Below are 21,734 nucleotides of genomic sequence, written 5' to 3'. Positions count from 1 at the left end.
AGTAAGCTAGGCCGTTTTTTCGGTGAAATGTCCGCAATCGCTACATTTATAACCGTGTTTATAGAAAAACAGCGGAAAGCCTAAAAGAATAAAGACTAAAAAAGCGGGTCGCTTACCTTTGGTAAACGGCTCTAGTTTTAGGCTACCACAGTTAGGGCAATGATCTTGTGAAGTGGAACTTTCTTCAGTGCATAAAGCATCAGAATAGTCGGTATTAAGGATAATGGTCGCTTGCTCGGCATCCTCTTCCTGAACCATTAAACGAACTCCGCCAATCGCATTTGAATAGAGCCACTGGGTGTTAACGGTATGTTCGTCAGCAATATTGCTTTCAATTCCAGCGGCTTCCAAGCTCGCTTTCGCAATATGAGCCTCATGAGGGAAAGAAAAACGAGCTACAACTACCATACGACCTCTCCTGTGCTAAAACATCACTCTTCGCATGCCATTTTACCAGCAAGGACTCTGTTCCAATCAAGTGGGATTCAAGCGAACCGTTTAAGTGCTGAAAGTCACCTGCTCCTAGAGATTTCAAGCGTTCAAAGTGTGTGTTCATAATTGATTTCTTTTTTTAGTCGGGAATGACCTTAGACATGTTGTAACCAGTGACCACAAACCCCAACTCTTCATATAGCTTCCGAGCCCGCTCATTGTTGAAGGCAACGCGCAATTTAATCTGTTTAATACCGACATCTTTCATTTTCGCTTGCAAAAGCTCGATAGCCCTACTACCCAAACCTTGCCCTCGAAAGGCTTCCATAACGTAAAAGTCGTAGATAAATGTCGACCCTTCTTTTTGATTAACGCAATGCCATAAGTAACCTGCCAGTATTGATTCGCCATCTTCTTCAGCATCAATACACATCAGAGACTGCCCCTTCGATTCAACACCATCGGGAAAACAACGCTTCAAAGCCTGATGAGAGAGTTCAAGAGATTTTTCAGCAGCGTGGCCTTGATTCTCTGCAATATCCTGCGCATAGGCCTCGGCCGCATAGTGATAAAAATCCGCAAACTCTTGTGTTCGCATTTCTCTTAGCTTAACCATACTTATCTTCTAACCTCGACCACAAACTGATGTCATCATGATATGTTGAGGGCCAACAGGACCACCCAAATAGAGTTCTTCAGTATCGCTAAAACCACTACGTAGATAGCATCGATAGGCGGGCTCGTTTCGACAGTTTACTGTGAGATAAAGCGAGTTGACTTGTGGATAGACTTCACCTACATACTGGGGAAGCAATTTAAGTGCATCACGTGCAATACCTTGCCCCTGTAGATTACGATCAATCAACAATGCTCTGATTCCAATACCGTCTTCCGGGCAGAAACTGAATTTCTCAGCATAGCCTATATCAAGAAGAAAGAAGCCGACGGGCTGATCACCTTTCATAATCACGTAGGGATGTTCACTTTCTTTCAGTTCGGGGATCATTTCACCAATGTTATCAACGGTAAACTGAGCTTGTTCAGGTGTAACGCTTAATGCATGTATAAGGTGTGCTTTTTCAGCACTGTACTTTTCTATAGAAATCATAATTATCCGAATAATTTTTCCAGCCAAACGGAACTGATATAGCGTCCGTTTTTCTTTGCATAGGAATCAAAAACACCCACTTCTCGGAACCCAAACTTCTTATGCAAAGCAATTGAGGCCTCGTTTGGTAGAGCAATACCAGATAGCGCACGATGAACACCCTGCAGCTTTAACTCCTCCATAAGTGCTTGATATAATGCAGAGCCGGTACCTTTCCTTTTTACGTCAGATGAAAGATATATCGTCACTTCTACTGTGTCTGCAAACGCCTCAGATGATCGGTATGGTTGCGAACAGGCAAATCCAACAATGTTTCCTTGATGCTCGGCTACCAATAATTGATGCTTAGTGCTTGGTGAAAATTGTTCAAACCAATTTAAACGGTTTTCCAATGTAAAAGGTCTTTCTTCGAAGCGAGCATTGGTATTGGCAATGTAATAGTTGAAGATATCGGTGATTGACCGAACATCACTGTGAAATGCAGTTCTAATCTTCATTACTGAATCTCAATAGACTTTGCTTCAATCTCAAACGGCTCACAAGGTGTGCCTTGATGATACTTCAACTGCCATTTTTCGCCCGTAAACACCCAAACTGAGGAACGTTTGGTATACAAACTTGCGCTTCCCTTAGAATCTACCCAAGCAGATTTATACAGCAGCAATTGAACAGACGGTTCAAGCGCAATACATTCAAATGATTGTGAATATATCTTGCCTGTTGAAGGCTCCTCATTCTTCATCAGCTCTAACATCGATTGCAGATCAAAGCTTCTGCCTGAGCGCCCCACTTCAACGAAATCAGGGTGAAGTAAACGCATAACCTCATGTTCGTTCTGGCGGGTTTCATATTGTTGAAGCAAGACTTCTTGTTCAATGAGGAATTTCATCCGTGTAGTACCTGTCATCACATGCCTTTCAATAGACTGAAGATTATCACTCCCGACTGCCATATGAAACACGTCGATTGATAAAGAAAACTTAACACACATTCTTCACATATCTTTATTTGCAGGCCCCGTCCCTATAAAATACGCAAAACATTTATCAACACGGATACCCCATGGCAAAACTTACTCTGCAAGAACAAATGCTGAAAGCTGGTTTAGTGAATGAAAAAAAACTAAAGAAGGCCAAAAAAGGTTCAAAAAAATCACGCGTACAAGCTCGTGAAGTAAAAGCCGCGGTCGAAGAACAAAAACGTCAACAGCAAGAGCGTGATAAAGAGCTAAGCAACCAACAAAACGAGCAGCGTCTGAACAAAGAAATTCATTCGCAAATCAAACAGTTGATTGAGATGAACAAAATCGATCAGAAAGATGGTGATATTAAATACAACTTCACCGATGGAACACTCGTCAAATCCCTTTACGTTGAATCGATTATCCGCGAACAACTTATCAAAGGTATCCTTGCTATTGCCCGTCATGAAGATGGTTATGCGGTGATCCCCGGGGTTGTTGCAAACAAAATTGCACAGCGTGATGACCAGGTGATCATTGAGCTCAAAGAGCCGGAATCAGACGTGCCAGCTGAAGACGATCCATATGCAGACTATGTAGTCCCAGACGATCTGATGTGGTAATGATGAAAGCCATTCGAGTATCGAATGGCTTTTTATTTTAAAGTCAGTTAACTGGGTGGTTGGAGAGTTTTCCCTTTAGCATCAGCTATATATACCTAGTTACTCGCTCATGTCTTCTTCATCAAATATAACGTTGTAGTTTTCTGTATAAGTACACTGTGGCTGACGACTACAAGTAAAGAAACGTCGACCTTTAAACTCTCCTTGTGATGCGGTTTTAATCACCATCGGGCTCCCACAACGTTTGCAGAAACGCACCTCTTTATCAGGTTCGATAAGATCAATATGGGAGGCCAAAAGACGTCTAAGTTTCCCCACTTGATAGCTATGCTTAACGGATGTACCAATCAAAGGAATCCCAGACGATTTACAGACATGCATTAAAAGCTTCTGGCGCTCTATTTTGCCTTTGTCCAATGCCCGACCATCATCGAGTTCAATAGCGACACGAACTTGCAATGTGCGTGGATCACAAACAACATAATCGAAATAGCTTTTAGCAATCCGATTATTGGCGATAAACCATTGTTTTTTATCCGTAGCCAACGGTGTCACAACATTAGCCATATTCACCTTTGACATCACCACACCATGCTGGCCAACTGCAGTAATCAAAGCGTTGTAAAACGCCGATTCCTGCATATTCATTAATGGCCCTTTTTTCTTATAAGCACTGTCTTTCAGCTCGTCCTGTTTTAGATAACGCTTTTGAACAAAAACAAAAAATAAAACCAACAAGACGACAACGATGAAAACACTTTCCATTTCGCTTTAACTACTCCCACTGGTGAGAAAACGTATGAAACTCTTAAAGAATTTATACGCTAACTTAAAGTATCTGTCAGTTTTTATATAGGAATAGGTTACTGTTTGTGGGATCCAGCCTCAGGTAAGCTCAAATTAATCACAACTCGATTTTCAGGCTTAATCTGCTCAAACGTCAATCGCCAGTATTTCTCTAACAAGCGATCCATAAGGCCACTCTCTCTTGCCCGAGTTAAAGCCTCTTCCAAAATGGGTTGGTAATGTGCTGCATCATCAGAAAGGTAGAAATAGAAGTCGTTTTCGTATGTTAATAGTAAACGTTGTTCTATCGCTAAGTGGGTATTCTGAGACGCCTCTCTAAGGATTTCTGTCATTCCTCTCGGAAAATAATTGACGCTCCCTTCAGGGGTTAGTTTGGAATACAAAGAGCGCCATTCACCGTCTTCCGTATAGACTGGCAATTGATTGGCTTTCCAGACCTCAACATCGTACCATTGCATCCCTAAACCAGCGACTAACCCTGACTCTTTTAGATCTTGTAGCGTATTAATTGTATCGAATTTATTTTGTAACTGAGGGGGAATAAGGAGCACTCTTTTACCGATCAATCCATTCGTTAACGGCACTCGAACAGGAATGTATTTTTTATTTCTCTCTTCAGTGGCAATCAACCAAGTTAAAGATAACTGATTTCTTGCCACCATTTTTGTCGACCTTTTTTGAGGAATATGCTCTTGAGGCACCTTAATTGTGACACTGTAACCAATATCAGATAAAGATTTATGCAAAAGTTCATGATAGAAGACGTGCCCCCCATCAACTTGAGACGGCAATACAAGTTGCACTGCTTGATGAGCGAATGCACCCTGGCAAAATATGAATAGAAAAAAACCGATTAGACGCATCTATACTTGTCCTGATACTACTGTAACTATTCCAAATCAGCGATAGATTTCAACAATCTCCTGATACCTTGATATACTGGCCTCATTGATCGTTTTCTTCATTTGATCGATACCGCGCTGCAGTTTCTCAGTCAATTTTTCGTCAACCGCTAAATTAAAAGCATAGTAGAGTTCACCTTCGCTGAGCACAAAGACAGGTTCATAATCGTCCGTATCCTGGCCAATTTTCTTTAACCACCATTTAGCAACATTTTCTTCATATGCCCATAAATCAATACGCCCTTTCGCTAATTGTTTGGCCAGTGTTTCAGCTACAGAGTTTTCTTGCATAGAATCTCTTGGAACGCCAAGTTCCAACATTAACTGTTCACCGACATCATCGCGAATGACACCAATACGATATTGAGCAAAGTCCATCGCATTCTCAATACTAATATTTCGGGACTTCTTGGCCATAACCACAATTCGTGTGGTACTCAAAGGGCCAACCCATTGAAATAAGTGTTCACGAAGCCGAGTGCGGGTAGTGGCAAAAAGCACGGCATTAGGCTTAATCAAAGCCGTTCTATATGCTCGCGCCCATGGCTGAACCTTGATCTCTTCTTTATTGATTTCAACCCCTTGAGACTGTGCAGCCGCTATCAGCAAGTCAATCGAGATGCCTTTTACTTCACCATCTTGAGTAAAGTTATATGGGGGGTACTCTTCGGTCAAAAAAACAAGTTCATCGAGCTCTACCGCTCCAATCGGTAGTGAGAAAACAAAGAGCGATAAAGACAGGCTGAGTATATATTTCATAGCCGCCTCTAGCAGTTTTAATATTTTATCTATCAATAAAACTGTAGAGGCGGATAGTACATCCGTCTAGGCAGTTAGGAGAAGAAAGTTATCGTGATGCACGTTTATAGCAACGTTCTGGCCTTCCGACAGTCCCATAGTTAAGATCTGCCACCAACTCTCCAGCACTGATCAGGTACTCAAGGTAGCGTCTCGCGGTAGTCCGACTAGCGCCGATACGCTCTCCAGCTTCATCTGCTGTCATACTCTCACAACCAGAAAACAATGTGCGTATTTTGTCTAGCGTCACGCCGTCAATACCTTTTGGCAGCCTCTGCACATTTATGTCAGCGGGTGAAGCAGTTTGCATCATCTTATCCACTAAGTTTTGATCCAAATCTAGTGCACACGTTAGCTGATGCTTTTGAGCTACATACTTTTTCAAAGCCGCCTCAAGTCGAGGGAAAACTACCGGCTTTAATAAATAGTCAACCACTCCACCACGCATCGCCTGTTGTAAAGTATCAACATCACGAGCTGCTGTGATAAGAATGACGTCACAGCTCTGATTTCGAGATCGAAGCGCCTGGAGAAGCTCTAATCCTGTACCATCGGGAAGATACACATCAAGCAGCAATAGATCTGGGCTAAGTACGTCTAGCTGAATTTCTGCTTCCACTTTGGTTGTGGCAATACCAATAACATCGTAGCCATCTATTTGTTCCAAATATCGCTGATGCAACTGAGCGATATTGAGATCATCTTCAATGATCATCACTCGTGTTACGGATGTCATATCTGTTCTTCCTTTGGTAGATATACCGTCATTCTAGCTCCATAGGGAGTGTTATTTGTGATTTCTAAAGCGCCGTGATAACGCATGGCGAATTCATTCACTAGATGTAAGCCTACCCCACGGGTGCTTTCATCTTTGGTAGAGACGCCACGCTCGACTAATTGTTCTGAAGAGAGTTGAGAAGGCAACCCACAGCCCTGGTCGGTAACTTCTAAGATCACTTCATTACCAAAGTCACTGATGGACACCTCTATCTGGCGTCGAGTAGGAGAAAAAACAGGGTCAGTTGTGACGGCACTGCGCGTGGCGTCAAAAGCGTTATCAATGAGATTACCTAATATCGTCACTACATCCTCTGCGTTGATGCGCTCAGGTAATGGCTCAAGCCGAGAACCATCTTCAACCACTAACTCAAGTCCCAGCTCTCGCGCTCTTTCTGTTTTTCCTAACAACATGCCTGCGATTAATGGTTCCTTAATCGTTTCTCGCAAGAATTCTATCAAAGATTGATAATGAGCCGTTTCCTGGCCAATAAGATGCTGCACCGCATCGAGTTCCCCCATCTGTACCATCCCACTGATGGTATTTAACTTATTACGATGCTCGTGGGTCTGGGAGCGAAGCATTTCTGCGTACTCTTTCGTTTTTGCCAGTTGCTCTGAGAGTTCATTCAGCTCATCCCTTAATCGAAAACTCGACACTGCACCTACCACTTTACCATCGACAATAATTGGGCTTCGATTCGCGATCAGCCTTTGCTTATTCAGATAAAGATTTATATCGTGATCAGTCCTAGCACTCGTCAGAACACTATGCAAATCACTCTCTGGCAGCACATCGTTCAGCGGCTTATTCAAGCATTGACTCTTGTCGAGGCCAAGAATTTGGCAAGCACTCTTGTTGATCGAACGTAGTCGGCCAGATTGATCGATACTCAAGATCCCCTCTTTAAGAGTCTCCATTGTCACATCTAACTCGACATATAATCGGCCTATTTCTTCAGGCTCGAAACCAAGAATGGCTTTCTGGAAGCGACGAGAAGCATAACTCGATATGATAGCGTTGGCGGCTACAACCAATAACGCCATCACTATCAAAAAAGCAAGAAATGGTTCAATACGATCCTGAAGGCGATCAATCAAATAGCCGACAGAAACCACACCAATAATATTTCCGTTTGAATCAAAAACTGCCGCTTTTCCTCGAACGGAATAGCCTAATGAGCCTTGAGCAAAAGAGATGTATTCCTTTCCTTCAACCAGAGCACGATTGTTATCGCCCCCTTTCATTGGTTTACCAATGCGATCGTCGATAGGGTGGATGATTCGGATACCCTCTTTATCACCTATGACGATAAAAGCGGCACCAATTAACTCGGTAAGATTACGATAACGGTGTTGATATTCTGAGCCTCCGCCCTCTTCGATCATACTAACCACAAAGGGAGACTTAGCTAGAAATGAAGCCACTCCTAAGGCTTTCATTCCTACTTCCTCTTCCTGTGCCTGCTTGACGTAAAAGAAGCCAGCCGCTGTCAGCAGCAATAACTCTATCAAGCCAGAAAGTGTCATGATAATCAGCATTCTTTTACGAAAGCTGATACTGCTCCATTGCATAAACTCTCCCTTATCGACCAACGAGGCTAACACCCAATTAACATTTATACGAGTTAATGAGCTGTATTTTGTGAGGCCTACAAAGCAAAGCATAGTTGGAGTGGATAGCCGGCATCTACCCATTCACTACAAGCGTGAGTTGAGAGTTTAAATGCCCATTCATATAAAACCAGTGGAATAAGTGATTTTGATCACAAGAGATTTAGAACATTTTTTGTACTGACAGCTCAATTTAACTGTATAATTATTGAGCATGAACGTGTAGGAACACTAGATGTAGACAGTAGGCAACAGACTAAAAAAATTATAACCCACTGTCTGCGATATAATGTCAGAAGGAAAGACAATGAAACGGGATATGTTTGGCATCTGCCTGTCAAAATCTATGCTGTCACACAACTTGTCCAGCACCTTTACTCATGTAAGGGCTTACGAGCAGTCCAGTCATGATAACGAAGTGAAAGTGATGCACGCCTTTCCACAACTATCAGGGCAAGAGCTGCTCACGACCATTAAGTCTTCCAAGCGGTTACTGTGGCGAGCTGAGTATGTCTGCTTAAGCCAAAAGTAATAAGCTAGACAAAATCAAAGGGAAGCAAATCGCTTCCCTTTTTTAATGGCTCAGCCTGTAGTCTGCTGCTGTTGTTGACTGACTTCCCTTAATTGAGAGAGGTATTTAATCCAACTTTTCGCTTGGCTTGAAGGTTCAATATTGTTTGCTCGTTTTGCTTGAACCAACGCTTTATCCAACTGGTTCAGTTTATACAGCGCTCTCGTTTTTGCCAGTGCGACGTCTGCATCGCGGCCTTTCACTTTGTCCAACACTGATAATGAATCTTTGTAATAGCCTTGCTGAACCATCAGTTGAGCGACGCTCCAGTGATACTTAGCATCTTTCTTAGCCGCCAACTTCCAAATAGATAAAGACTTATCCCACTCTTTTGCCAATTGCCAGTAAGTCGCTTGCTCTGACAATAGCTGTACATCCGTATCTGCCTCATCCAATTCGCTAATCTCTATCGCCGCTTTTTCGGGGATGCCACGTTTAGCGTACATCTGAGCCAACATGCGCCTGTCACTTTGACTTAAAGGCAAATCATTAAGCTTTGCTAGTGCTAATGTGTCCAGTGCCTCTTTGTCTTTACCAATGCGCATTTGCAAGCCAACCAGTTGACGCCACCAGCTTAGCTTGTCGGGCTGAATGGTAATCATTTGTTCCAGCGTTGGAATGGCTGCACTCCAGCGTTTCAGTTCCAACTGAGCCCCCAGCTTGAGAGATAAAGACTGAAGGAGCCTTTTCTTTTCCACTTTCATGTACTGGTCAGCAGCAGAGACAACTTTCTCCCATTGCGACAACTGATAATGAGATTGCGCGATTCGCAGCCATAAGTCCTGCGCTTTTTGAGTTTCCGGTACCGACTTAACCAATGGGTAATAGTGCTTAAGTGCTTTGGCAAACTTTTGATCATTTAGATAAAGGTCCGCCAACATACGCTGGCTTACCCACGCTTGCTCATCTCGAAGCAAACCACTTTCAACGGCATACTCCATTTTGGAAATCGCTTGCTTGGTATTTCCATCCTGCCAATAAAAAACTGCCAGCATACGAGCGACGAATGCTTTGTCATAATCACGTGAGGTCTCGATGTCTTTAAGCACAGCAATCGCCTCTTTCAATTGTTCTTGCTGCGCCAATTCATTTGCTTTTTGAACACGAACAGCAGTGTATTGAGTCAACTCCTGTGCCAAAAGCATTGGCGAAGCAAGAAGCAAAACAGTAAGGACGAATCGTTTCATCATTTGTCTAACTTAAACTCCACTCTAGCCGTTTTATTCGGTTGAGAAACGGCCGCTCCATCAACTACTTTAGGTTGATACTTCCACTTCTTAAGCGCTTGAATCGCATTGCGTTCAAACATGCGCTTCGGGCTGGCTTCCACAACCTCAATATCTGTCGGACGACCTGTAGGATCGATGGTAAATTTCAGCACTACGTACCCTTCCGCTTGGCGTTTCATAGCTTTCGTCGGATACTTTGGCTCAACACGGTATAGAGGCATCGCCTCCTGATTTGCACCAAAATCACCAAACGTTGGCGCACTGATCGCCACACCTTCTATGCTCGTATTTAAGCCAAGAGATGGCTGAACGATAGGCGAGATTTTCGACAGCTCTGTGTTGGCTTGCGATGTAGGCATCTGTTCAGGGACTTCTGGTGCTTTAGGTTGCTCAGGTACCGTGCGCTGACGACGCTGAACATCTTGCTCGTTTTCCACCATCACCATATTGAAACTCAACGACTCATTAGACTCATTTTTTTTGCGGTGTTCGCTATCAACCATCCAAGCCATAAAACTGAAGATAGCTAAAGCACAAGTGATAGCAAAAGGAGTAGCAATGAACAAACGTCCCACTACCTTTTCTCCGCAGCTAATGCAATGTTCTTAACGCCCGCACCTTTTGCCGCATCCATCACTTTCACCACTGTGCCACTATAAGCATGCTCATCGGCCTGGATAACAAGGGACGTGTCTGGCTTATCAAGTAACAAGTGCTCAAGTGTGGCTTGTACACGTTCAACATCAACATTGCGCTTATCAATATAAATATCGTTTGCCGAAGTGACCGCGACAAAGATGCCAGCGTCTTTTTGGCTAACCACATTCGATGCCTGAGGACGATTAACTTCCACACCAGATTCACGAACGAACGAACTGGTGACGATGAAGAAGATCAACATGATAAAAACGATATCAAGCATAGAAGTCAGATCGACCTGAGCTTCATCTTGTTTATGGTGGCGTCGACCGAGTCTCATCGCTGACTCCTTAAAGATTTTTCTAGTTTAATTTCTCTTAATTGACAGGCTTTGATCAACCGCGCATGAAAAAATATTCCAGTCAACGCTGCAACCATACCTGCCATTGTGGGTAAGGTGGCGAGTGAGATACCTGAAGCCATCAATTTAGGATTGCTGCTACCTTGGTTAGCCATCACATCAAAAACAGAGATCATCCCCGTTACCGTACCGAGTAAGCCCAGCATTGGACATATCGCAACTAGAACCTTAATGATGTTCAGGTTTTGATAAAGCTGACTGCGTGCTTGTGAAAGCCAGCCCTCGCGGATAGAACGAGCGTACCAAGAGGTTTGGTCACTCCTCTCGCGCCAAGCTTCAATCCAACTCACTCTCTGCTTTGGAAACTCAACAAGCAGATAAAGGATACGCTCCAGAATCAATAACCAACACAAGGTAACCACCCCCAACAACCACCACAGCACCTGACCACCCTTCTGCATAAAATTTTGCAGTGTGAGTAGCCAGTCACTACTAGCCAAGGATTCAGGTAACAATGCGAATAGTGCATCCATTACGCAACATTCCCCAACGCATCCTGAGTCGGTTTAAGATCTTTCTCTGCTTGTTCAGCGACAAGTGAAATCCCCTGCTTCTCAAGAATGTTGCGAATCGCTTCTGCTTGCGAGCTCAGAATATTGTGAGCTAGCAGCAATGGCATCGCTGCAATCAAGCCAAGTACAGTGGTCACGAGCGCCATTGAGATACCACCCGCCATCACTTTCGGATCACCGTTACCAAATTGAGTGATCACTTGGAATGTTTCAATCATGCCTGTCACAGTGCCAAGAAGGCCTAACATCGGAGCCAAAGCCGCGAGTAGCTTAAGCATGGACAAGCCTTTTTCTAGCGTTGCTTGTTCATCAACGACCGCTTCCAGTAGACGCAACTCCAACGCTTCAACGCTGCGGTTTTTCTCTTTGCAGTAAACAGATAAAACACGTCCGAGTGGATTATTACCTGGGTTTTGCGGTGATTTAAGCTGGGCACGAATCTTCTGGCGTGCAATAGATAGGCTTACACCACGAACAACGGCAATGATCAAACCAATCGCGAGCAGCCCAAGAATGATTTTGCCCACGACACCGCCTGCTTGCAGTCTATCCATAAGGCTTGGGTTGTGAGCAAGTTGTTCAAGCATGACACCACGAGATGGGTCAAGAACCACAGTCTCAACCTTACCATTTATGAGAGAAGATAAAGAGGAAATCGTCGGCGCTTTTTCAGGTTGCTTGATATAAGCCTGCGCTTCACCTTTTAGCGCATTCCAGTTCAGATACCCTTGCTCTCCAACCAAACCGATAGAACCAAGTCGAAGTACAGATTCAGTCTGGGCAATACCATCACCATTCACAAAACGAACTTTCGTGAGAGCCACTTCACCACTAGCAGTGATTTGCTCTTCCAGCGCTTTCCAAAAACCATTTAACTGAACCATAGAAGGCAATGTTGTGGCTGCGACAATCTCTTTAACAACGTCAGAATGAGTCTGTGCATCGACCGACGTGACTGAGTATTGCAACTCAGATTCAAGCTCTTTCGCGTTCTGACGAACAACACCAAACACTTCCCCTAAGCTGCCTGTTTCTAAGCGAAGTTTTTCTTCCAACCGAGCTAGAGTGTTCTCATTCTCACTGAATGTGGCAGCTAGCTTGTCATTTTGCTTTTGTAAATCGTCGCGCTGTTTGATTAACTGTGCTTTCAGGGCTTTGAGCTCTTGTTCCGTTTGTTTAAAACCGGACTCTCTTTCGATGTTGTGCTGCGCTTGCTGCTTGTTCTCTGCTTGTGCTTTATTGACTAACTCAGACGAGGCTTGTGCATTGAACGCTAATCCAGATAACGCAATCAAGGTAGCAATTAATGTACGTTTCATTTATTTCGCCTCCGCAACGTTAAGAGAAACCGGAAGCGTAATCAGGCTTGGTGCCACTTGTTTCGCCGCAACGTTAAAAGCCTTGTCTAGCTCTGACTTCATTGAACTATCGACACTCTGCCATTGCTTTTCTGATTGATTCCATGACCAAAATTTCGTGCCATTTAAACTGCGTGCAACCAGTGAAACTCGACCCAGATGAAGAATATCGACCTCACGCTCGCCATCATTCACTGCAATCTGGTCTTGATACAAGCCAAGCTTAGTGCCGTAATCAAGTTCTATCTGATACGCCTCTAAAATACGACGATACTTCTCTGCATCACTAACATCCGCACGGGTCATCATTTTTTCTAACTTGGCGACACGCTCCTGACGTTGTGCTTGTTTGATCGGCACATCATCAGCGATTAAAGCTTGTAAGCCCGATAGCATTTGATACATCAATGGGACGACTCCCTGACGAGTTGTTTTGATCTCATCTATCTGACTTTCAAGACGATTTGCTTCTTGCTGCTGGCTTTCTACCAATGCAGTTAAGTGAGATCGATAAACATCAAGATTCTTGACTTCTTCCTGAAGTTGCTCGATTTCAGCTTGAAGGCTAAGCGTATTTTCAGCACTGACATCAATGCGCTTCTGGCTCGCTGCGGATGAAGAGTGGGTTTTACTTTGAATAGATTGAGCACGGTCAAGGCTCGAGGCCGCTGCACTGAAGCCTACAGCCGTAACCATCAACGCCAAACTGGTTTTAAATAGATTCATAAAGGGTATTTTTCAATGCTGTCAAACAGATTAGTGAGAAGCAATCTCATTTTCACTCGACCGACATAGTAACGCGATTAGATAAAATTTCAATAAACCATATGCTCAATATGCATTTAGAGGTAAGTTGAGCCTTCTGCACTAAGTACTATACAGGGGATACTCAACGCTTTTTCTTCAATCCAAACGCCCAAATCGCCCCCAACAGTCCCCGTAATTTAACTTTGGTCGCTCTCCAATGAGTTGCAGGGGTGCGTGGAGCCACCTTGAGTAGGTGATCATAAGCGTTTTGGTCAAATTGGACTTGCCCACCATGGGCGAGTAACAAGGTTTGAGGCGCCATCTGGTATACACGATGTAAAGATTCACGGTATTTATTAGGATGAAAGATCGGGAATGGAGCAATCAAACGTTTTTTAACTTCTACCATTAAGTCCGCGACATAAAGAATATCTTGCTGCTCATGGTGAAGGGATAAATCGCGATCAGTATGACCTGGTGTTTCCAGTACTTTCCAGTCTTCAAAACTGGGAATAGCTTGCCCGTCAGTAAGCATGATATCTGGGTGCAGGTGCCTCGAATACCATAATTTACGCTTAGGGCGTTTCATTCTTCCCGCAACCCAACCAGCTAACGCAAGATCCGTCCAGTGCATTAATACGCCATCCAATCCAGCATACCACTGCGCTTCCTTCTTAGCAGAAACGATTTTACATCCCGTCAGCTTCCTTAGTTTATGCGCCGCACCCGCATGATCTGGGTGCATATGAGTCACAACAACAACTTTCAATGTATGAAAAGGCTGCCCAATCGTTTCGGTGATGTAGCGCTCTAAATAAGGGATGTCTGCCCTACTCGCTCCGTCCAGTAACATTAACTTATCCGGATATTCAGCGAGATACATTTTCTGAATATAACCATCAATAGTATGTAGCTTCATTTCACTGCCATTCTTAACAATGCATTTACATCTGCCAATGTAGCAACAAGCCTAAGAATAAACAGAGTGAGCACTTATAGGTGTGAAGTCGGACCAGTTACTGAGTTATACGGATTAGCGTTTTAGTCTGAAAAGACGACCGTCTGTCCGATAGAAGAGCAGAGCAAGCAAAATAAGACTGCACCCTAATAACTTATTAGAAGATAGCTGCTCACCATACCAAAGGATACTCAAGATAACAGTCCATATAGGCTCAAGTAACATGATCAATGCGGCATTGCCCGGATTACTGTGCTTTTGACCCAGCGTCTGCATCACGTAACGCAGACTCGTCGCCAAAATAGCGCTAGCCGCAAACCATGCCCAAATACTCGAATTAACACTAACCGGAACCGTTTCAAATATTGCCGAAGCAACCAAAGCAATAACTCCAGTGGTCAAGAGTTGGAGACAAGTCAGCATCAGCACTGGCATACTTTGCGCTAAGCGACTATTTACATTGAAATGTAGCGCGAGCAAGCACGCATTAGCCAAAAACCACAATTGCCCAGCGGAACTGTTCCATTCCCCTTTGAGTGACAAAAATGCCAAGCCTGATACCGCAATCGGCATCGCAATCCAAAAAGCACGCTTTGGGCGTTCTTTATACAAAGCCCAAGCAACAATTGGCACAATGATCATAGATAGACTAACGATAAATGCGCCCTCCCCAAGGGTTTCACTAACAGCAATAGCGTGTACCCAAGCCAAAAGAGCCAAGGCAAGAATACAGCCACCACCCATTGCTTGAGCAAGTAGTCTGAGATTAAGTTGTTTGAATGATTTAAAACAGAACGGGAGTAAACACACAGAAGCAACCAAAAAGCGTAAGCCGACAAAGCCAAATGGTGGTAGCCCCTGAATCGTTTCTTTCGAAAAAATCCAGCCCAAACCGGCCAGTGCAGTGGTAACAACAAGAATCCAAGCAGCTTTGCTTTCTGAGTTCAACATAAATTCTCTTAATTATTATTCTGTTAATTCATGAATTTCCGATAGTCTCAGATTTATTCAACAATTACCAAGAAAAGTCTTATTACATTTTTTCAGTCAATAACATGCATCTTTAAACTATTCATAATACCTATCAGAACCGTCTATGAGACTAATGTTAGGCAGAATTAACGTGTATTTTCACCATTGCAGCACCGCAAGCAGACGACCTGACATTTAGAAAAATACTGTATAACACTGTATAGAAAATGATGTTTCAGATCACACTTTCTCATCCTTCCCTTACATCTGGACTCCAGACCAAAAAGAAAAATAATCTTATAAAACAGACATATAAAACAATTCAATCAAAAGAACAACGTTGTTGACGTACAAAAACACAGCAAATATTGCTTGATCAGTTCACTTAACCAAACTACTGTATACACATACAGCATGTATGTAAGGACAGTAATTATGTTTCAGATACACACAACAAATCGCTCAGTTTCTAAATTCAATGTTTTGGCTCAACCTACTCAGCCAATGAACATTGCAGACTCGACACTCAGCCGTTTAGCAGGGCTGTCTAACCAGAAGCAATGGATACTGTTCACCGCTGAGTGCCCTCGACCAGACTATGATCAGTTTTCTTCATACAATGTCAGCTGTAAAAAAATCATTCAGATGAAGCCTTCACAGACCCAATCCGAATTTGAGATCGTAATGAAAGCAATCAAATCCGGTAACGCTAGCGCTGTTGTCGCATCAGATAACATTGAACCCGTAGAACAATCTATGCTCCGCGATTTAGCTGTTCAGCACCGCTGCGAAGTCTTCTTTGTTGCAAGTAAACTCTCTCGATTTCACTAATTACATTGCACTGCCTTCTACCTCTCTTCATTGAGAGGCTTTTTGTTTTACGCTATTTTTAAGTTTCCGATAAGATTTAAAAGCAAACGTTTGCTTTTTCTCTGGAAGGTTCATCTAGTTCTGGTATCATGCCTTGCAAATTGATTGCCTCTCACGCGCAATCCCCCATTTTTGACAAAGATAGGAATGTCTAAATGAGTCTTGCTGATCAAGTTCTTGCTGTTAATGATGATCTTCCCATTCGTACCAACAAGCCAGTTCACAGTGGCAAAGTACGCTCTGTATACTGGTTAACAGAGGAAGACAGTAAACGCCTAATCAAAGAAAAAGGCTACGATGTTGCTGAAGATGCGCCGCTCGCCATCATGGTCATCAGCGATCGTATTTCTGCATTCGACTGCATCTGGCACGGACAGGGGGGACTGAAAGGTGTTCCCGGTAAAGGTGCTGCACTCAACGCGATCTCCAATCACTGGTTTAAACTCTTCAAAGAGAATGGCCTAGCTGACAGCCATATCTTAGATATCCCTCACCCCTTAGTGTGGATTGTGCAAAAAGCCAAACCTATCATGATTGAGGCCATTTGCCGACAGTACATCACTGGCTCAATGTGGCGCGCTTATGAGAAAGGTGAACGCGAGTTCTGTGGTATTGAGTTACCAGAAGGACTCGAAAAAGATAAGGCCCTCCCTCAATTGCTAATGACCCCGTCTACCAAGGGGATCTTAAAAGGTATTCCCGGCGTTCCTGAAGCAGATGACGTCAATATCACTCGCCAAGACATTGTTGATAACTTTGCTGCATTCAATTTTTCTAAAGCGGATGATATTGCCCAATATGAAAAGTTACTCCGTGAAGGTTTTGTGGTAATTAGTAACGCTCTAGCCGAAATAGAGCAAATCTTCGTCGACACTAAATTTGAATTTGGCTACGTACATGATGCGGCTGGAAATGAAAAGCTCATCTATATGGATGAAGTAGGCACACCAGATTCTTCACGCATTTGGGACGAACGTGAGTATGATGCTGGAAGGATCGTTGAAAACTCAAAAGAAGGTTTCCGTCAGTTTTTGCTTAATCACTTTCCTGACCCTGACATTCTCCTTAACAAAGAGCGTATGGATGAACGTGAAGCATTAGCTCGCGATAATGAGCTTCCACTAGAAGCTCTTATGGATATTTCCACGACTTATACCGGGATTGCAGAAAAAATCACAGGAAAACCAGTCAGAATGGGCGATAACCCCAAACAAGAAATCATCAAGGTACTGAGTGAAGAATACGGGTTGATCGACTAAATGGAATACGCCCAAACATAAGCTTGGGCGTATTTCTCAACGGTTTGAGTTACGATTTAACCTGGCACTTATTTATCTTTACCTTTACCTCCTTTGTCACTTCCCCCTTTGTTACCTCCGCCTTTATTTCCGCCACTATTGCCTTTACCACCGCTGTTTCCTTTGCCATTACCACTATTACCTCGAGCTTCAGAGTCAGCGTCATCTGGTTTATTTTTTAAGTCACCTGTTCCATTACCGGGGTTTGAGTACTTCGCATGGGCAGCCAGCTCATCTTCTGAAACAAAACCATCCTTGTTTTTGTCAAACGATGCAAAGGCACTCAAGCCACTTTCGTTCTCAGATTCCTCATCACCTTCAGAGTCCTCCGACTTACGAAATTGATCGAATTCTTCTTTAGAAACTTGACCATCTCCATCGGTATCCATCGCTGATAACTCAGGGGGAGACTTCGTTGCACTATTTCCTTCACTTTGCTCATCTTCCTGCGCTAAGACAGAGGGGGATAAAAATAGCAAAGCCGCTAATATTATGTTCAAAGAATGCTGCATGATTGACTCCTTGTATCTCACTCTTCTCAGCTAATAGTTTAGCTCAGCGATTGAAACTTCGAATTAGAGATGTAAGTTCAAGAAGAAGTTTTGATCAGGCTCGTATCTAATTGGGGCCATCAAAGGTATAACTACTCCATCTTGTTTATTTGGCCTTTTCATGGATTACCTTGCCCTTTCTCGAATTAGCTTAAAGCACCTGACGGTATTACAAGTATTATTGAGCACACACAGTGTCAGTAGTACCGCCCAAATTTTATGTGTTACCCCTTCCAGCGTAAGTAAAACGCTCAGTCAACTGCGAACACAGCTTAAGGATGATCTGTTTTATCGAGAGAAAACTTCGTTAGTTCCCACACCGTTTGCATTATCTATTGCCACAGACGTACATAAAATTCTTGCTTGTATGAACGGGATCCTCCACCAAGGTGAATTCGAGCCTAAGAATTTTATTGGAACAATAGCGCTTTCGATGCGTGAGAGTACCTTCGAGCTATTTTCTGGGAGAATTACTGAGATCAACGCTCAGTTGACGTCAGCTAACATCCAGATTTTCGCCAAGGAGCAACTTAGCTTTGATGCCCTGCTGCGTGGACAAGTTGATTTTATGATTTTACCTCACGATATCAGCCAACCACCAACGAGAAGCCGAGACCTTGTTTGGGAACAGATTCAAGACGATGAAATGGTCTGCCTGATGAGTCCACAGCATCCTCTGGTTAACCAATCGCTGAACATTGAAGAATATCTCGCTTACCAGCACATTGGTATTTTAGATAAAGACCTCTCTACGCCGTACTTTGAACAAAACCTTACTCAGCAATACTCGTCGAGAAACATCGCCATCTCCGTCGCTGATTTTGGTTCTGCAGCAGTCATCTGCCATCAGACTGAATTCTTACTTACCTGTTCAAAAATGTGGGCTGAGAAATCATTGCAAGCACAGTCTCTGATCCAAAAGCCTCTGCCGTTTTCCTATGGGAAAGTGGCTTATAGCTTGGTCTGGAATCAAGCCAGCTCGAATGACCCTGCCCTAAAATGGCTGCACTCTCAATTGATTAAACCTATTTAGACATACACGCTAGGTAGCTGAATGTTTTGGTGAATCAGTGGCCGTAAAGCATCATGAAACTGCAACATTTGCGATTCAGTGCATTTCGGCCACTCTAACGCTTTACCCATTACTCCATGATGCTGAAACGCATTAAGCCGCACATTAACGCTATCAGGCAGCGTATTAATAAGACTTGCGACTTCTGTGACTTCTTTGTCCAGATCGCTTCGGTTCGGGATATGGAGTAAGCGAAGCTCGTGCAACTTCTGCTTCTCAGCCAAATAACGTATTGATTGAACCACCTTGTGATTATCACGGCCAACCAACCAGTGATGTGTCTCTTCCTGCCATGACTTCAAGTCAATCATTGCGCCATCAAGATAAGGAAGCACTCGATCCCAGCCCGACTGACTTAAGTACCCATTACTGTCTATAAAACACGTAAGATGGCTAAGTTCCGAATCGGCTTTGATGTATTTGAATAATTCGATGATGAAAGGTAACTGCATTGTTGCTTCGCCACCCGAGATCGTGATGCCGCTGATAAACCATTTTTGCTCATTTATCAGCTCGATGATTTCTGATACCGAGTAGTGACTTACTTTAGGGCTAGAACGATATGTGCACACATCAATGCACTGATCACAATGCGTACATTTACTCTCATCCCATACGACTTCCTGGTTCGTGTCGAACGACAGAGCATTTTCCGGACACCCTTCGACACAATCCCCACAGTGATTACAATAATTAATCGTATGGGGATTATGGCAGTTAATGCAGTTAAAATTGCACCCCTGTAGGAAAAGGACCAGTCGGTTACCTGGCCCATCCACGCACGAGAACTTTAGGATACGGCTAACGATGGCCTGCCTTTCGCTCATATGCTTACCCTATTTGTAAACAGGCTGACTTTCCATACTCACTACTCGTGGAGCCCGATCTAGGATCCCAGTATTGTTGGCGGCTTCTGCGCCAAGGAAAGTCGTATTCTTGCGCGACCCCTGATCTGAGAACTTCTCTATATCTGACAGTTTGATCATATAGCCAGTAACTCGCACCAAATCATTCGAAGCAACATTAGCCGTAAATTCCCTAAACCCTAGATTCAATGCTCCCTTACACAGATTAAACATGGCTTCTGGGTTTGATTTCACCGTTTCGTCTATTGTCAGGATGTCACTTATACCAGAGATGTAATGCTGATGGTGCTTTGCGGTCGCTTGCACATAAGCGACAGGGTCTGGCTCGGTGCCATATGGAATGCGAACTCCCGGAGTCACTCCTTCATCAAGGCTTATTCCCCCTTGAGCATGTAGAAGCGCCTTGCCTTCAAGGCCGTATTTCACCTCTGAGCCTTGCACGATCTCAGCCAGTTTCTCAGAAATTAGATGGCCTAGCTGGTTCGCTTCTAAATCGTGCCCATAGCAACCCTTTTCTCCCGACTTCTCCATAAGAAGATTCACCGCTTCAGCCATGCCGTAGATACCAAACATTGGCGCAAAGCGCGCTTCGTCAATCAAACCTTCTTTGGTTAAGAAACCTTTAAAGAAATTCGATTTCTCATGCAAATGTGAACTTCGTGAGTCCATCAACTCGATCATTAATTCACTGTAATAAGGCAACAGTTGATTGAGAAAGTCTTCAGTGTCTGATGCTAGGTTCGCCAACAGCTTAAGGTTCATTCTGACTAGAGTGTTCGACCCACCAGCCAAAGGCAGAGAATTGTAACAACTCACAATACCAAATCGCTTCTCGCCGTAGCTACTCGCGTGCATTGGGTAGTTCGCAATATGAGGTTTACTGCACTCACAAATGTTACTTGTTGCCTGACGTAACAAGTCATCCGGTGTCACGTTCGGGTCATACATAAAGGTCAGATTTGGCGCGATTTGCTTGAGCTCAGCGTCTATCTTCAAGATCGTCCGACAAATAATATTATCCGAGGGGCCAATATTAACGTGCATAAAAGCATCAGGCAGAGTTCGGTCTAGCATGATCCAAAATCGTTTGAGCTTCTGATAAATCGCCTGCTCACTCAATTCACCCACATAAGGTAGCAATACATCATCAAGCTGGCCTAGATATACCGGGATATTGGTCACTGACGGCACATGATGATAAATGATGGTCAACAAGTTGATTGCATCGTCAAAATCACTCGCAGGTTCAAGCTCTAAATACTCAGAGCCTTGCTGAAGAAACTTGGCATAATCAGGCAAGACATAGCGTGGTTTAAATGGTGCGTGACCTTCAAACATGTCGCATAAAATGCCTTCTTCCATTGCAAGACGAACAGGCTCTGAGACAGGCATATAAGGGAGGCTTGCCTCTGCTTCTAAGGCTAAGAATTGATTCTTCTGTTTAGGGTTTAATTTGGCATCAGTTACAATTTCTTGTACACGTTGTTGGAAAGAGTTGAGAGCTTCAGACATTGTCTATTCCTTATTGTTTTTAAGGATTTTAAACATCTACTCTCCATGTCGACAATTGAAATATCTTTCAACCTTCTTTTCCATTTTGGAAATCAAAGCAAATAAAAAAAGACTCAGTAGCAACCGAGTCTTTTGT

Annotated in this window: 26 protein-coding genes and 1 pseudogene; 5 read left to right on the top strand and 22 right to left on the bottom strand. The window is 43.5% G+C overall.

Annotation, left to right across the window (positions count from 1 at the left end; translation table 11 throughout):
* Positions 1-6: 6 nt before the first annotated feature.
* The 6 genes and pseudogenes from L1D23_RS11025 to L1D23_RS11005 all read right to left on the bottom strand — a co-directional run bounded on the left by L1D23_RS11025 (position 7) and on the right by L1D23_RS11005 (position 2,429).
* Complete coding sequence (locus L1D23_RS11025) at positions 7-408, bottom strand: DUF2007 domain-containing protein (protein WP_239866264.1); 402 nt, start codon at positions 406-408, stop codon at positions 7-9.
* A gap of 16 nt (positions 409-424) precedes the next feature.
* Positions 425-556, bottom strand: a pseudogene (locus tag L1D23_RS22300) (DUF6817 domain-containing protein); the annotation flags it as partial.
* A gap of 15 nt (positions 557-571) precedes the next feature.
* Positions 572-1,048 carry a GNAT family N-acetyltransferase gene (locus L1D23_RS11020; protein ID WP_239866262.1) on the bottom strand — a complete coding sequence of 159 codons (477 nt, stop codon included), beginning with the start codon at positions 1,046-1,048 and terminating at the stop codon, positions 572-574.
* 9 nt (positions 1,049-1,057) lie between these two features.
* The gene (locus tag L1D23_RS11015; RefSeq protein ID WP_239866259.1) at positions 1,058-1,540 is read right to left on the bottom strand and encodes a GNAT family N-acetyltransferase; all 483 of its coding nucleotides are present in this window, start codon (positions 1,538-1,540) and stop codon (positions 1,058-1,060) included.
* A gap of 2 nt (positions 1,541-1,542) precedes the next feature.
* On the bottom strand, positions 1,543-2,037 hold the full coding sequence (locus L1D23_RS11010) for a GNAT family N-acetyltransferase (protein WP_239866257.1): 495 nt from the start codon (positions 2,035-2,037) through the stop codon (positions 1,543-1,545).
* Positions 2,037-2,429 (bottom strand): DUF4440 domain-containing protein, encoded by a 393-nt coding sequence (locus tag L1D23_RS11005; RefSeq protein WP_239866771.1) that lies wholly within the window; start codon positions 2,427-2,429, stop codon positions 2,037-2,039. Before L1D23_RS11005 ends, L1D23_RS11010 begins: the two co-directional genes overlap by 1 nt.
* A gap of 173 nt (positions 2,430-2,602) precedes the next feature.
* On the opposite strand from L1D23_RS11005, the gene L1D23_RS11000 reads away from it, so the two are divergent.
* Positions 2,603-3,124, top strand: a complete 522-nt coding sequence (locus L1D23_RS11000) for a DUF2058 domain-containing protein (protein ID WP_152472153.1) — start codon at positions 2,603-2,605, stop codon at positions 3,122-3,124.
* Between the two features lie 99 nt (positions 3,125-3,223).
* On the opposite strand, the gene L1D23_RS10995 is transcribed toward L1D23_RS11000, so the two are convergent.
* The 5 genes from L1D23_RS10995 to L1D23_RS10975 form a co-directional block, all read right to left on the bottom strand.
* Positions 3,224-3,889: a DUF2726 domain-containing protein gene (locus tag L1D23_RS10995; protein ID WP_239866256.1), complete on the bottom strand. Its 666-nt coding sequence runs from the start codon at positions 3,887-3,889 to the stop codon at positions 3,224-3,226.
* Positions 3,890-3,987: 98 nt separating this feature from the next.
* The gene (locus L1D23_RS10990) at positions 3,988-4,794 is read right to left on the bottom strand and encodes a hypothetical protein (protein ID WP_239866254.1); all 807 of its coding nucleotides are present in this window, start codon (positions 4,792-4,794) and stop codon (positions 3,988-3,990) included.
* Positions 4,795-4,830: 36 nt separating this feature from the next.
* Positions 4,831-5,592: a transporter substrate-binding domain-containing protein gene (locus L1D23_RS10985; RefSeq protein ID WP_239866252.1), complete on the bottom strand. Its 762-nt coding sequence runs from the start codon at positions 5,590-5,592 to the stop codon at positions 4,831-4,833.
* Positions 5,593-5,680: 88 nt separating this feature from the next.
* Complete coding sequence (locus L1D23_RS10980; protein WP_239866250.1) at positions 5,681-6,367, bottom strand: response regulator; 687 nt, start codon at positions 6,365-6,367, stop codon at positions 5,681-5,683.
* Complete coding sequence (locus tag L1D23_RS10975) at positions 6,364-7,983, bottom strand: sensor histidine kinase (protein ID WP_239866248.1); 1,620 nt, start codon at positions 7,981-7,983, stop codon at positions 6,364-6,366. Before L1D23_RS10975 ends, L1D23_RS10980 begins: the two co-directional genes overlap by 4 nt.
* A gap of 346 nt (positions 7,984-8,329) precedes the next feature.
* Here L1D23_RS10975 and L1D23_RS10970 point away from each other — a divergent pair, with 346 nt between their 5' ends.
* Positions 8,330-8,554 (top strand): hypothetical protein, encoded by a 225-nt coding sequence (locus L1D23_RS10970; RefSeq protein WP_239837083.1) that lies wholly within the window; start codon positions 8,330-8,332, stop codon positions 8,552-8,554.
* Positions 8,555-8,604: 50 nt separating this feature from the next.
* Here the strand turns inward: L1D23_RS10970 and L1D23_RS10965 are convergent, their stop codons facing one another.
* The 8 genes from L1D23_RS10965 to L1D23_RS10930 all read right to left on the bottom strand — a co-directional run bounded on the left by L1D23_RS10965 (position 8,605) and on the right by L1D23_RS10930 (position 15,405).
* Complete coding sequence (locus L1D23_RS10965) at positions 8,605-9,783, bottom strand: tetratricopeptide repeat protein (protein WP_239866237.1); 1,179 nt, start codon at positions 9,781-9,783, stop codon at positions 8,605-8,607.
* On the bottom strand, positions 9,780-10,397 hold the full coding sequence (locus tag L1D23_RS10960) for an energy transducer TonB (protein ID WP_239866236.1): 618 nt from the start codon (positions 10,395-10,397) through the stop codon (positions 9,780-9,782). The genes L1D23_RS10965 and L1D23_RS10960 overlap by 4 nt, the downstream gene beginning before the upstream one ends.
* Positions 10,397-10,801, bottom strand: coding sequence for a biopolymer transporter ExbD (locus tag L1D23_RS10955; RefSeq protein WP_239866234.1), 405 nt, complete (start codon positions 10,799-10,801; stop codon positions 10,397-10,399). Before L1D23_RS10955 ends, L1D23_RS10960 begins: the two co-directional genes overlap by 1 nt.
* Positions 10,798-11,355 carry a MotA/TolQ/ExbB proton channel family protein gene (locus L1D23_RS10950; protein WP_239866232.1) on the bottom strand — a complete coding sequence of 186 codons (558 nt, stop codon included), beginning with the start codon at positions 11,353-11,355 and terminating at the stop codon, positions 10,798-10,800. The genes L1D23_RS10955 and L1D23_RS10950 overlap by 4 nt, the downstream gene beginning before the upstream one ends.
* On the bottom strand, positions 11,355-12,713 hold the full coding sequence (locus tag L1D23_RS10945; protein ID WP_239866230.1) for a MotA/TolQ/ExbB proton channel family protein: 1,359 nt from the start codon (positions 12,711-12,713) through the stop codon (positions 11,355-11,357). The genes L1D23_RS10950 and L1D23_RS10945 overlap by 1 nt, the downstream gene beginning before the upstream one ends.
* A complete protein-coding gene (locus L1D23_RS10940; RefSeq protein ID WP_239866228.1) occupies positions 12,714-13,478 on the bottom strand; it encodes a DUF3450 domain-containing protein in 765 nt (254 codons plus the stop codon).
* Between the two features lie 163 nt (positions 13,479-13,641).
* Positions 13,642-14,418 carry an MBL fold metallo-hydrolase gene (locus tag L1D23_RS10935; protein ID WP_239866226.1) on the bottom strand — a complete coding sequence of 259 codons (777 nt, stop codon included), beginning with the start codon at positions 14,416-14,418 and terminating at the stop codon, positions 13,642-13,644.
* Positions 14,419-14,532: 114 nt separating this feature from the next.
* On the bottom strand, positions 14,533-15,405 hold the full coding sequence (locus L1D23_RS10930) for a DMT family transporter (RefSeq protein ID WP_239837091.1): 873 nt from the start codon (positions 15,403-15,405) through the stop codon (positions 14,533-14,535).
* A gap of 459 nt (positions 15,406-15,864) precedes the next feature.
* Between L1D23_RS10930 and L1D23_RS10925 the strand changes: the two genes are divergently transcribed.
* Both L1D23_RS10925 and L1D23_RS10920 read left to right on the top strand, forming a co-directional pair.
* The gene (locus L1D23_RS10925) at positions 15,865-16,260 is read left to right on the top strand and encodes a hypothetical protein (RefSeq protein ID WP_239866224.1); all 396 of its coding nucleotides are present in this window, start codon (positions 15,865-15,867) and stop codon (positions 16,258-16,260) included.
* A gap of 194 nt (positions 16,261-16,454) precedes the next feature.
* The gene (locus L1D23_RS10920) at positions 16,455-17,558 is read left to right on the top strand and encodes a phosphoribosylaminoimidazolesuccinocarboxamide synthase (protein ID WP_239866222.1); all 1,104 of its coding nucleotides are present in this window, start codon (positions 16,455-16,457) and stop codon (positions 17,556-17,558) included.
* A gap of 68 nt (positions 17,559-17,626) precedes the next feature.
* Here the strand turns inward: L1D23_RS10920 and L1D23_RS10915 are convergent, their stop codons facing one another.
* Positions 17,627-18,109 (bottom strand): EF-hand domain-containing protein, encoded by a 483-nt coding sequence (locus L1D23_RS10915; protein WP_239866221.1) that lies wholly within the window; start codon positions 18,107-18,109, stop codon positions 17,627-17,629.
* Positions 18,110-18,269: 160 nt separating this feature from the next.
* On the opposite strand from L1D23_RS10915, the gene L1D23_RS10910 reads away from it, so the two are divergent.
* Positions 18,270-19,181, top strand: a complete 912-nt coding sequence (locus tag L1D23_RS10910) for a LysR family transcriptional regulator (RefSeq protein WP_239866219.1) — start codon at positions 18,270-18,272, stop codon at positions 19,179-19,181.
* On the opposite strand, the gene L1D23_RS10905 is transcribed toward L1D23_RS10910, so the two are convergent.
* Positions 19,178-20,047 (bottom strand): YjjW family glycine radical enzyme activase, encoded by an 870-nt coding sequence (locus L1D23_RS10905; protein ID WP_239866217.1) that lies wholly within the window; start codon positions 20,045-20,047, stop codon positions 19,178-19,180. The genes L1D23_RS10910 and L1D23_RS10905 overlap by 4 nt on opposite strands.
* 9 nt (positions 20,048-20,056) lie before the next feature.
* Positions 20,057-21,598 (bottom strand): YjjI family glycine radical enzyme, encoded by a 1,542-nt coding sequence (locus tag L1D23_RS10900; RefSeq protein ID WP_239866215.1) that lies wholly within the window; start codon positions 21,596-21,598, stop codon positions 20,057-20,059.
* Positions 21,599-21,734: the final 136 nt, after the last annotated feature.

The organism is Vibrio sp. Isolate24, assembly GCF_022398215.1.
GTDB lineage: Bacteria > Pseudomonadota > Gammaproteobacteria > Enterobacterales > Vibrionaceae > Vibrio > Vibrio coralliilyticus_A.
This window is presented reverse-complemented; position numbering and strand designations above follow the sequence as displayed.

Coding starts and splice junctions, on each gene's coding strand:
- L1D23_RS11025 (WP_239866264.1), bottom strand. CDS start 408: ATGGTAGTTGTAGCTCGTTTTTCTTTCCCTCATGAGGCTCATATTGCG.
- L1D23_RS11020 (WP_239866262.1), bottom strand. CDS start 1,048: ATGGTTAAGCTAAGAGAAATGCGAACACAAGAGTTTGCGGATTTTTAT.
- L1D23_RS11015 (WP_239866259.1), bottom strand. CDS start 1,540: ATGATTTCTATAGAAAAGTACAGTGCTGAAAAAGCACACCTTATACAT.
- L1D23_RS11010 (WP_239866257.1), bottom strand. CDS start 2,037: ATGAAGATTAGAACTGCATTTCACAGTGATGTTCGGTCAATCACCGAT.
- L1D23_RS11005 (WP_239866771.1), bottom strand. CDS start 2,429: ATGAAATTCCTCATTGAACAAGAAGTCTTGCTTCAACAATATGAAACC.
- L1D23_RS11000 (WP_152472153.1), top strand. CDS start 2,603: ATGGCAAAACTTACTCTGCAAGAACAAATGCTGAAAGCTGGTTTAGTG.
- L1D23_RS10995 (WP_239866256.1), bottom strand. CDS start 3,889: ATGGAAAGTGTTTTCATCGTTGTCGTCTTGTTGGTTTTATTTTTTGTT.
- L1D23_RS10990 (WP_239866254.1), bottom strand. CDS start 4,794: ATGCGTCTAATCGGTTTTTTTCTATTCATATTTTGCCAGGGTGCATTC.
- L1D23_RS10985 (WP_239866252.1), bottom strand. CDS start 5,592: ATGAAATATATACTCAGCCTGTCTTTATCGCTCTTTGTTTTCTCACTA.
- L1D23_RS10980 (WP_239866250.1), bottom strand. CDS start 6,367: ATGACATCCGTAACACGAGTGATGATCATTGAAGATGATCTCAATATC.
- L1D23_RS10975 (WP_239866248.1), bottom strand. CDS start 7,983: ATGCAATGGAGCAGTATCAGCTTTCGTAAAAGAATGCTGATTATCATG.
- L1D23_RS10970 (WP_239837083.1), top strand. CDS start 8,330: ATGAAACGGGATATGTTTGGCATCTGCCTGTCAAAATCTATGCTGTCA.
- L1D23_RS10965 (WP_239866237.1), bottom strand. CDS start 9,783: ATGATGAAACGATTCGTCCTTACTGTTTTGCTTCTTGCTTCGCCAATG.
- L1D23_RS10955 (WP_239866234.1), bottom strand. CDS start 10,801: ATGAGACTCGGTCGACGCCACCATAAACAAGATGAAGCTCAGGTCGAT.
- L1D23_RS10950 (WP_239866232.1), bottom strand. CDS start 11,355: ATGGATGCACTATTCGCATTGTTACCTGAATCCTTGGCTAGTAGTGAC.
- L1D23_RS10945 (WP_239866230.1), bottom strand. CDS start 12,713: ATGAAACGTACATTAATTGCTACCTTGATTGCGTTATCTGGATTAGCG.
- L1D23_RS10940 (WP_239866228.1), bottom strand. CDS start 13,478: ATGAATCTATTTAAAACCAGTTTGGCGTTGATGGTTACGGCTGTAGGC.
- L1D23_RS10935 (WP_239866226.1), bottom strand. CDS start 14,418: ATGAAGCTACATACTATTGATGGTTATATTCAGAAAATGTATCTCGCT.
- L1D23_RS10925 (WP_239866224.1), top strand. CDS start 15,865: ATGTTTCAGATACACACAACAAATCGCTCAGTTTCTAAATTCAATGTT.
- L1D23_RS10920 (WP_239866222.1), top strand. CDS start 16,455: ATGAGTCTTGCTGATCAAGTTCTTGCTGTTAATGATGATCTTCCCATT.
- L1D23_RS10915 (WP_239866221.1), bottom strand. CDS start 18,109: ATGCAGCATTCTTTGAACATAATATTAGCGGCTTTGCTATTTTTATCC.
- L1D23_RS10910 (WP_239866219.1), top strand. CDS start 18,270: ATGGATTACCTTGCCCTTTCTCGAATTAGCTTAAAGCACCTGACGGTA.
- L1D23_RS10905 (WP_239866217.1), bottom strand. CDS start 20,047: ATGAGCGAAAGGCAGGCCATCGTTAGCCGTATCCTAAAGTTCTCGTGC.
- L1D23_RS10900 (WP_239866215.1), bottom strand. CDS start 21,598: ATGTCTGAAGCTCTCAACTCTTTCCAACAACGTGTACAAGAAATTGTA.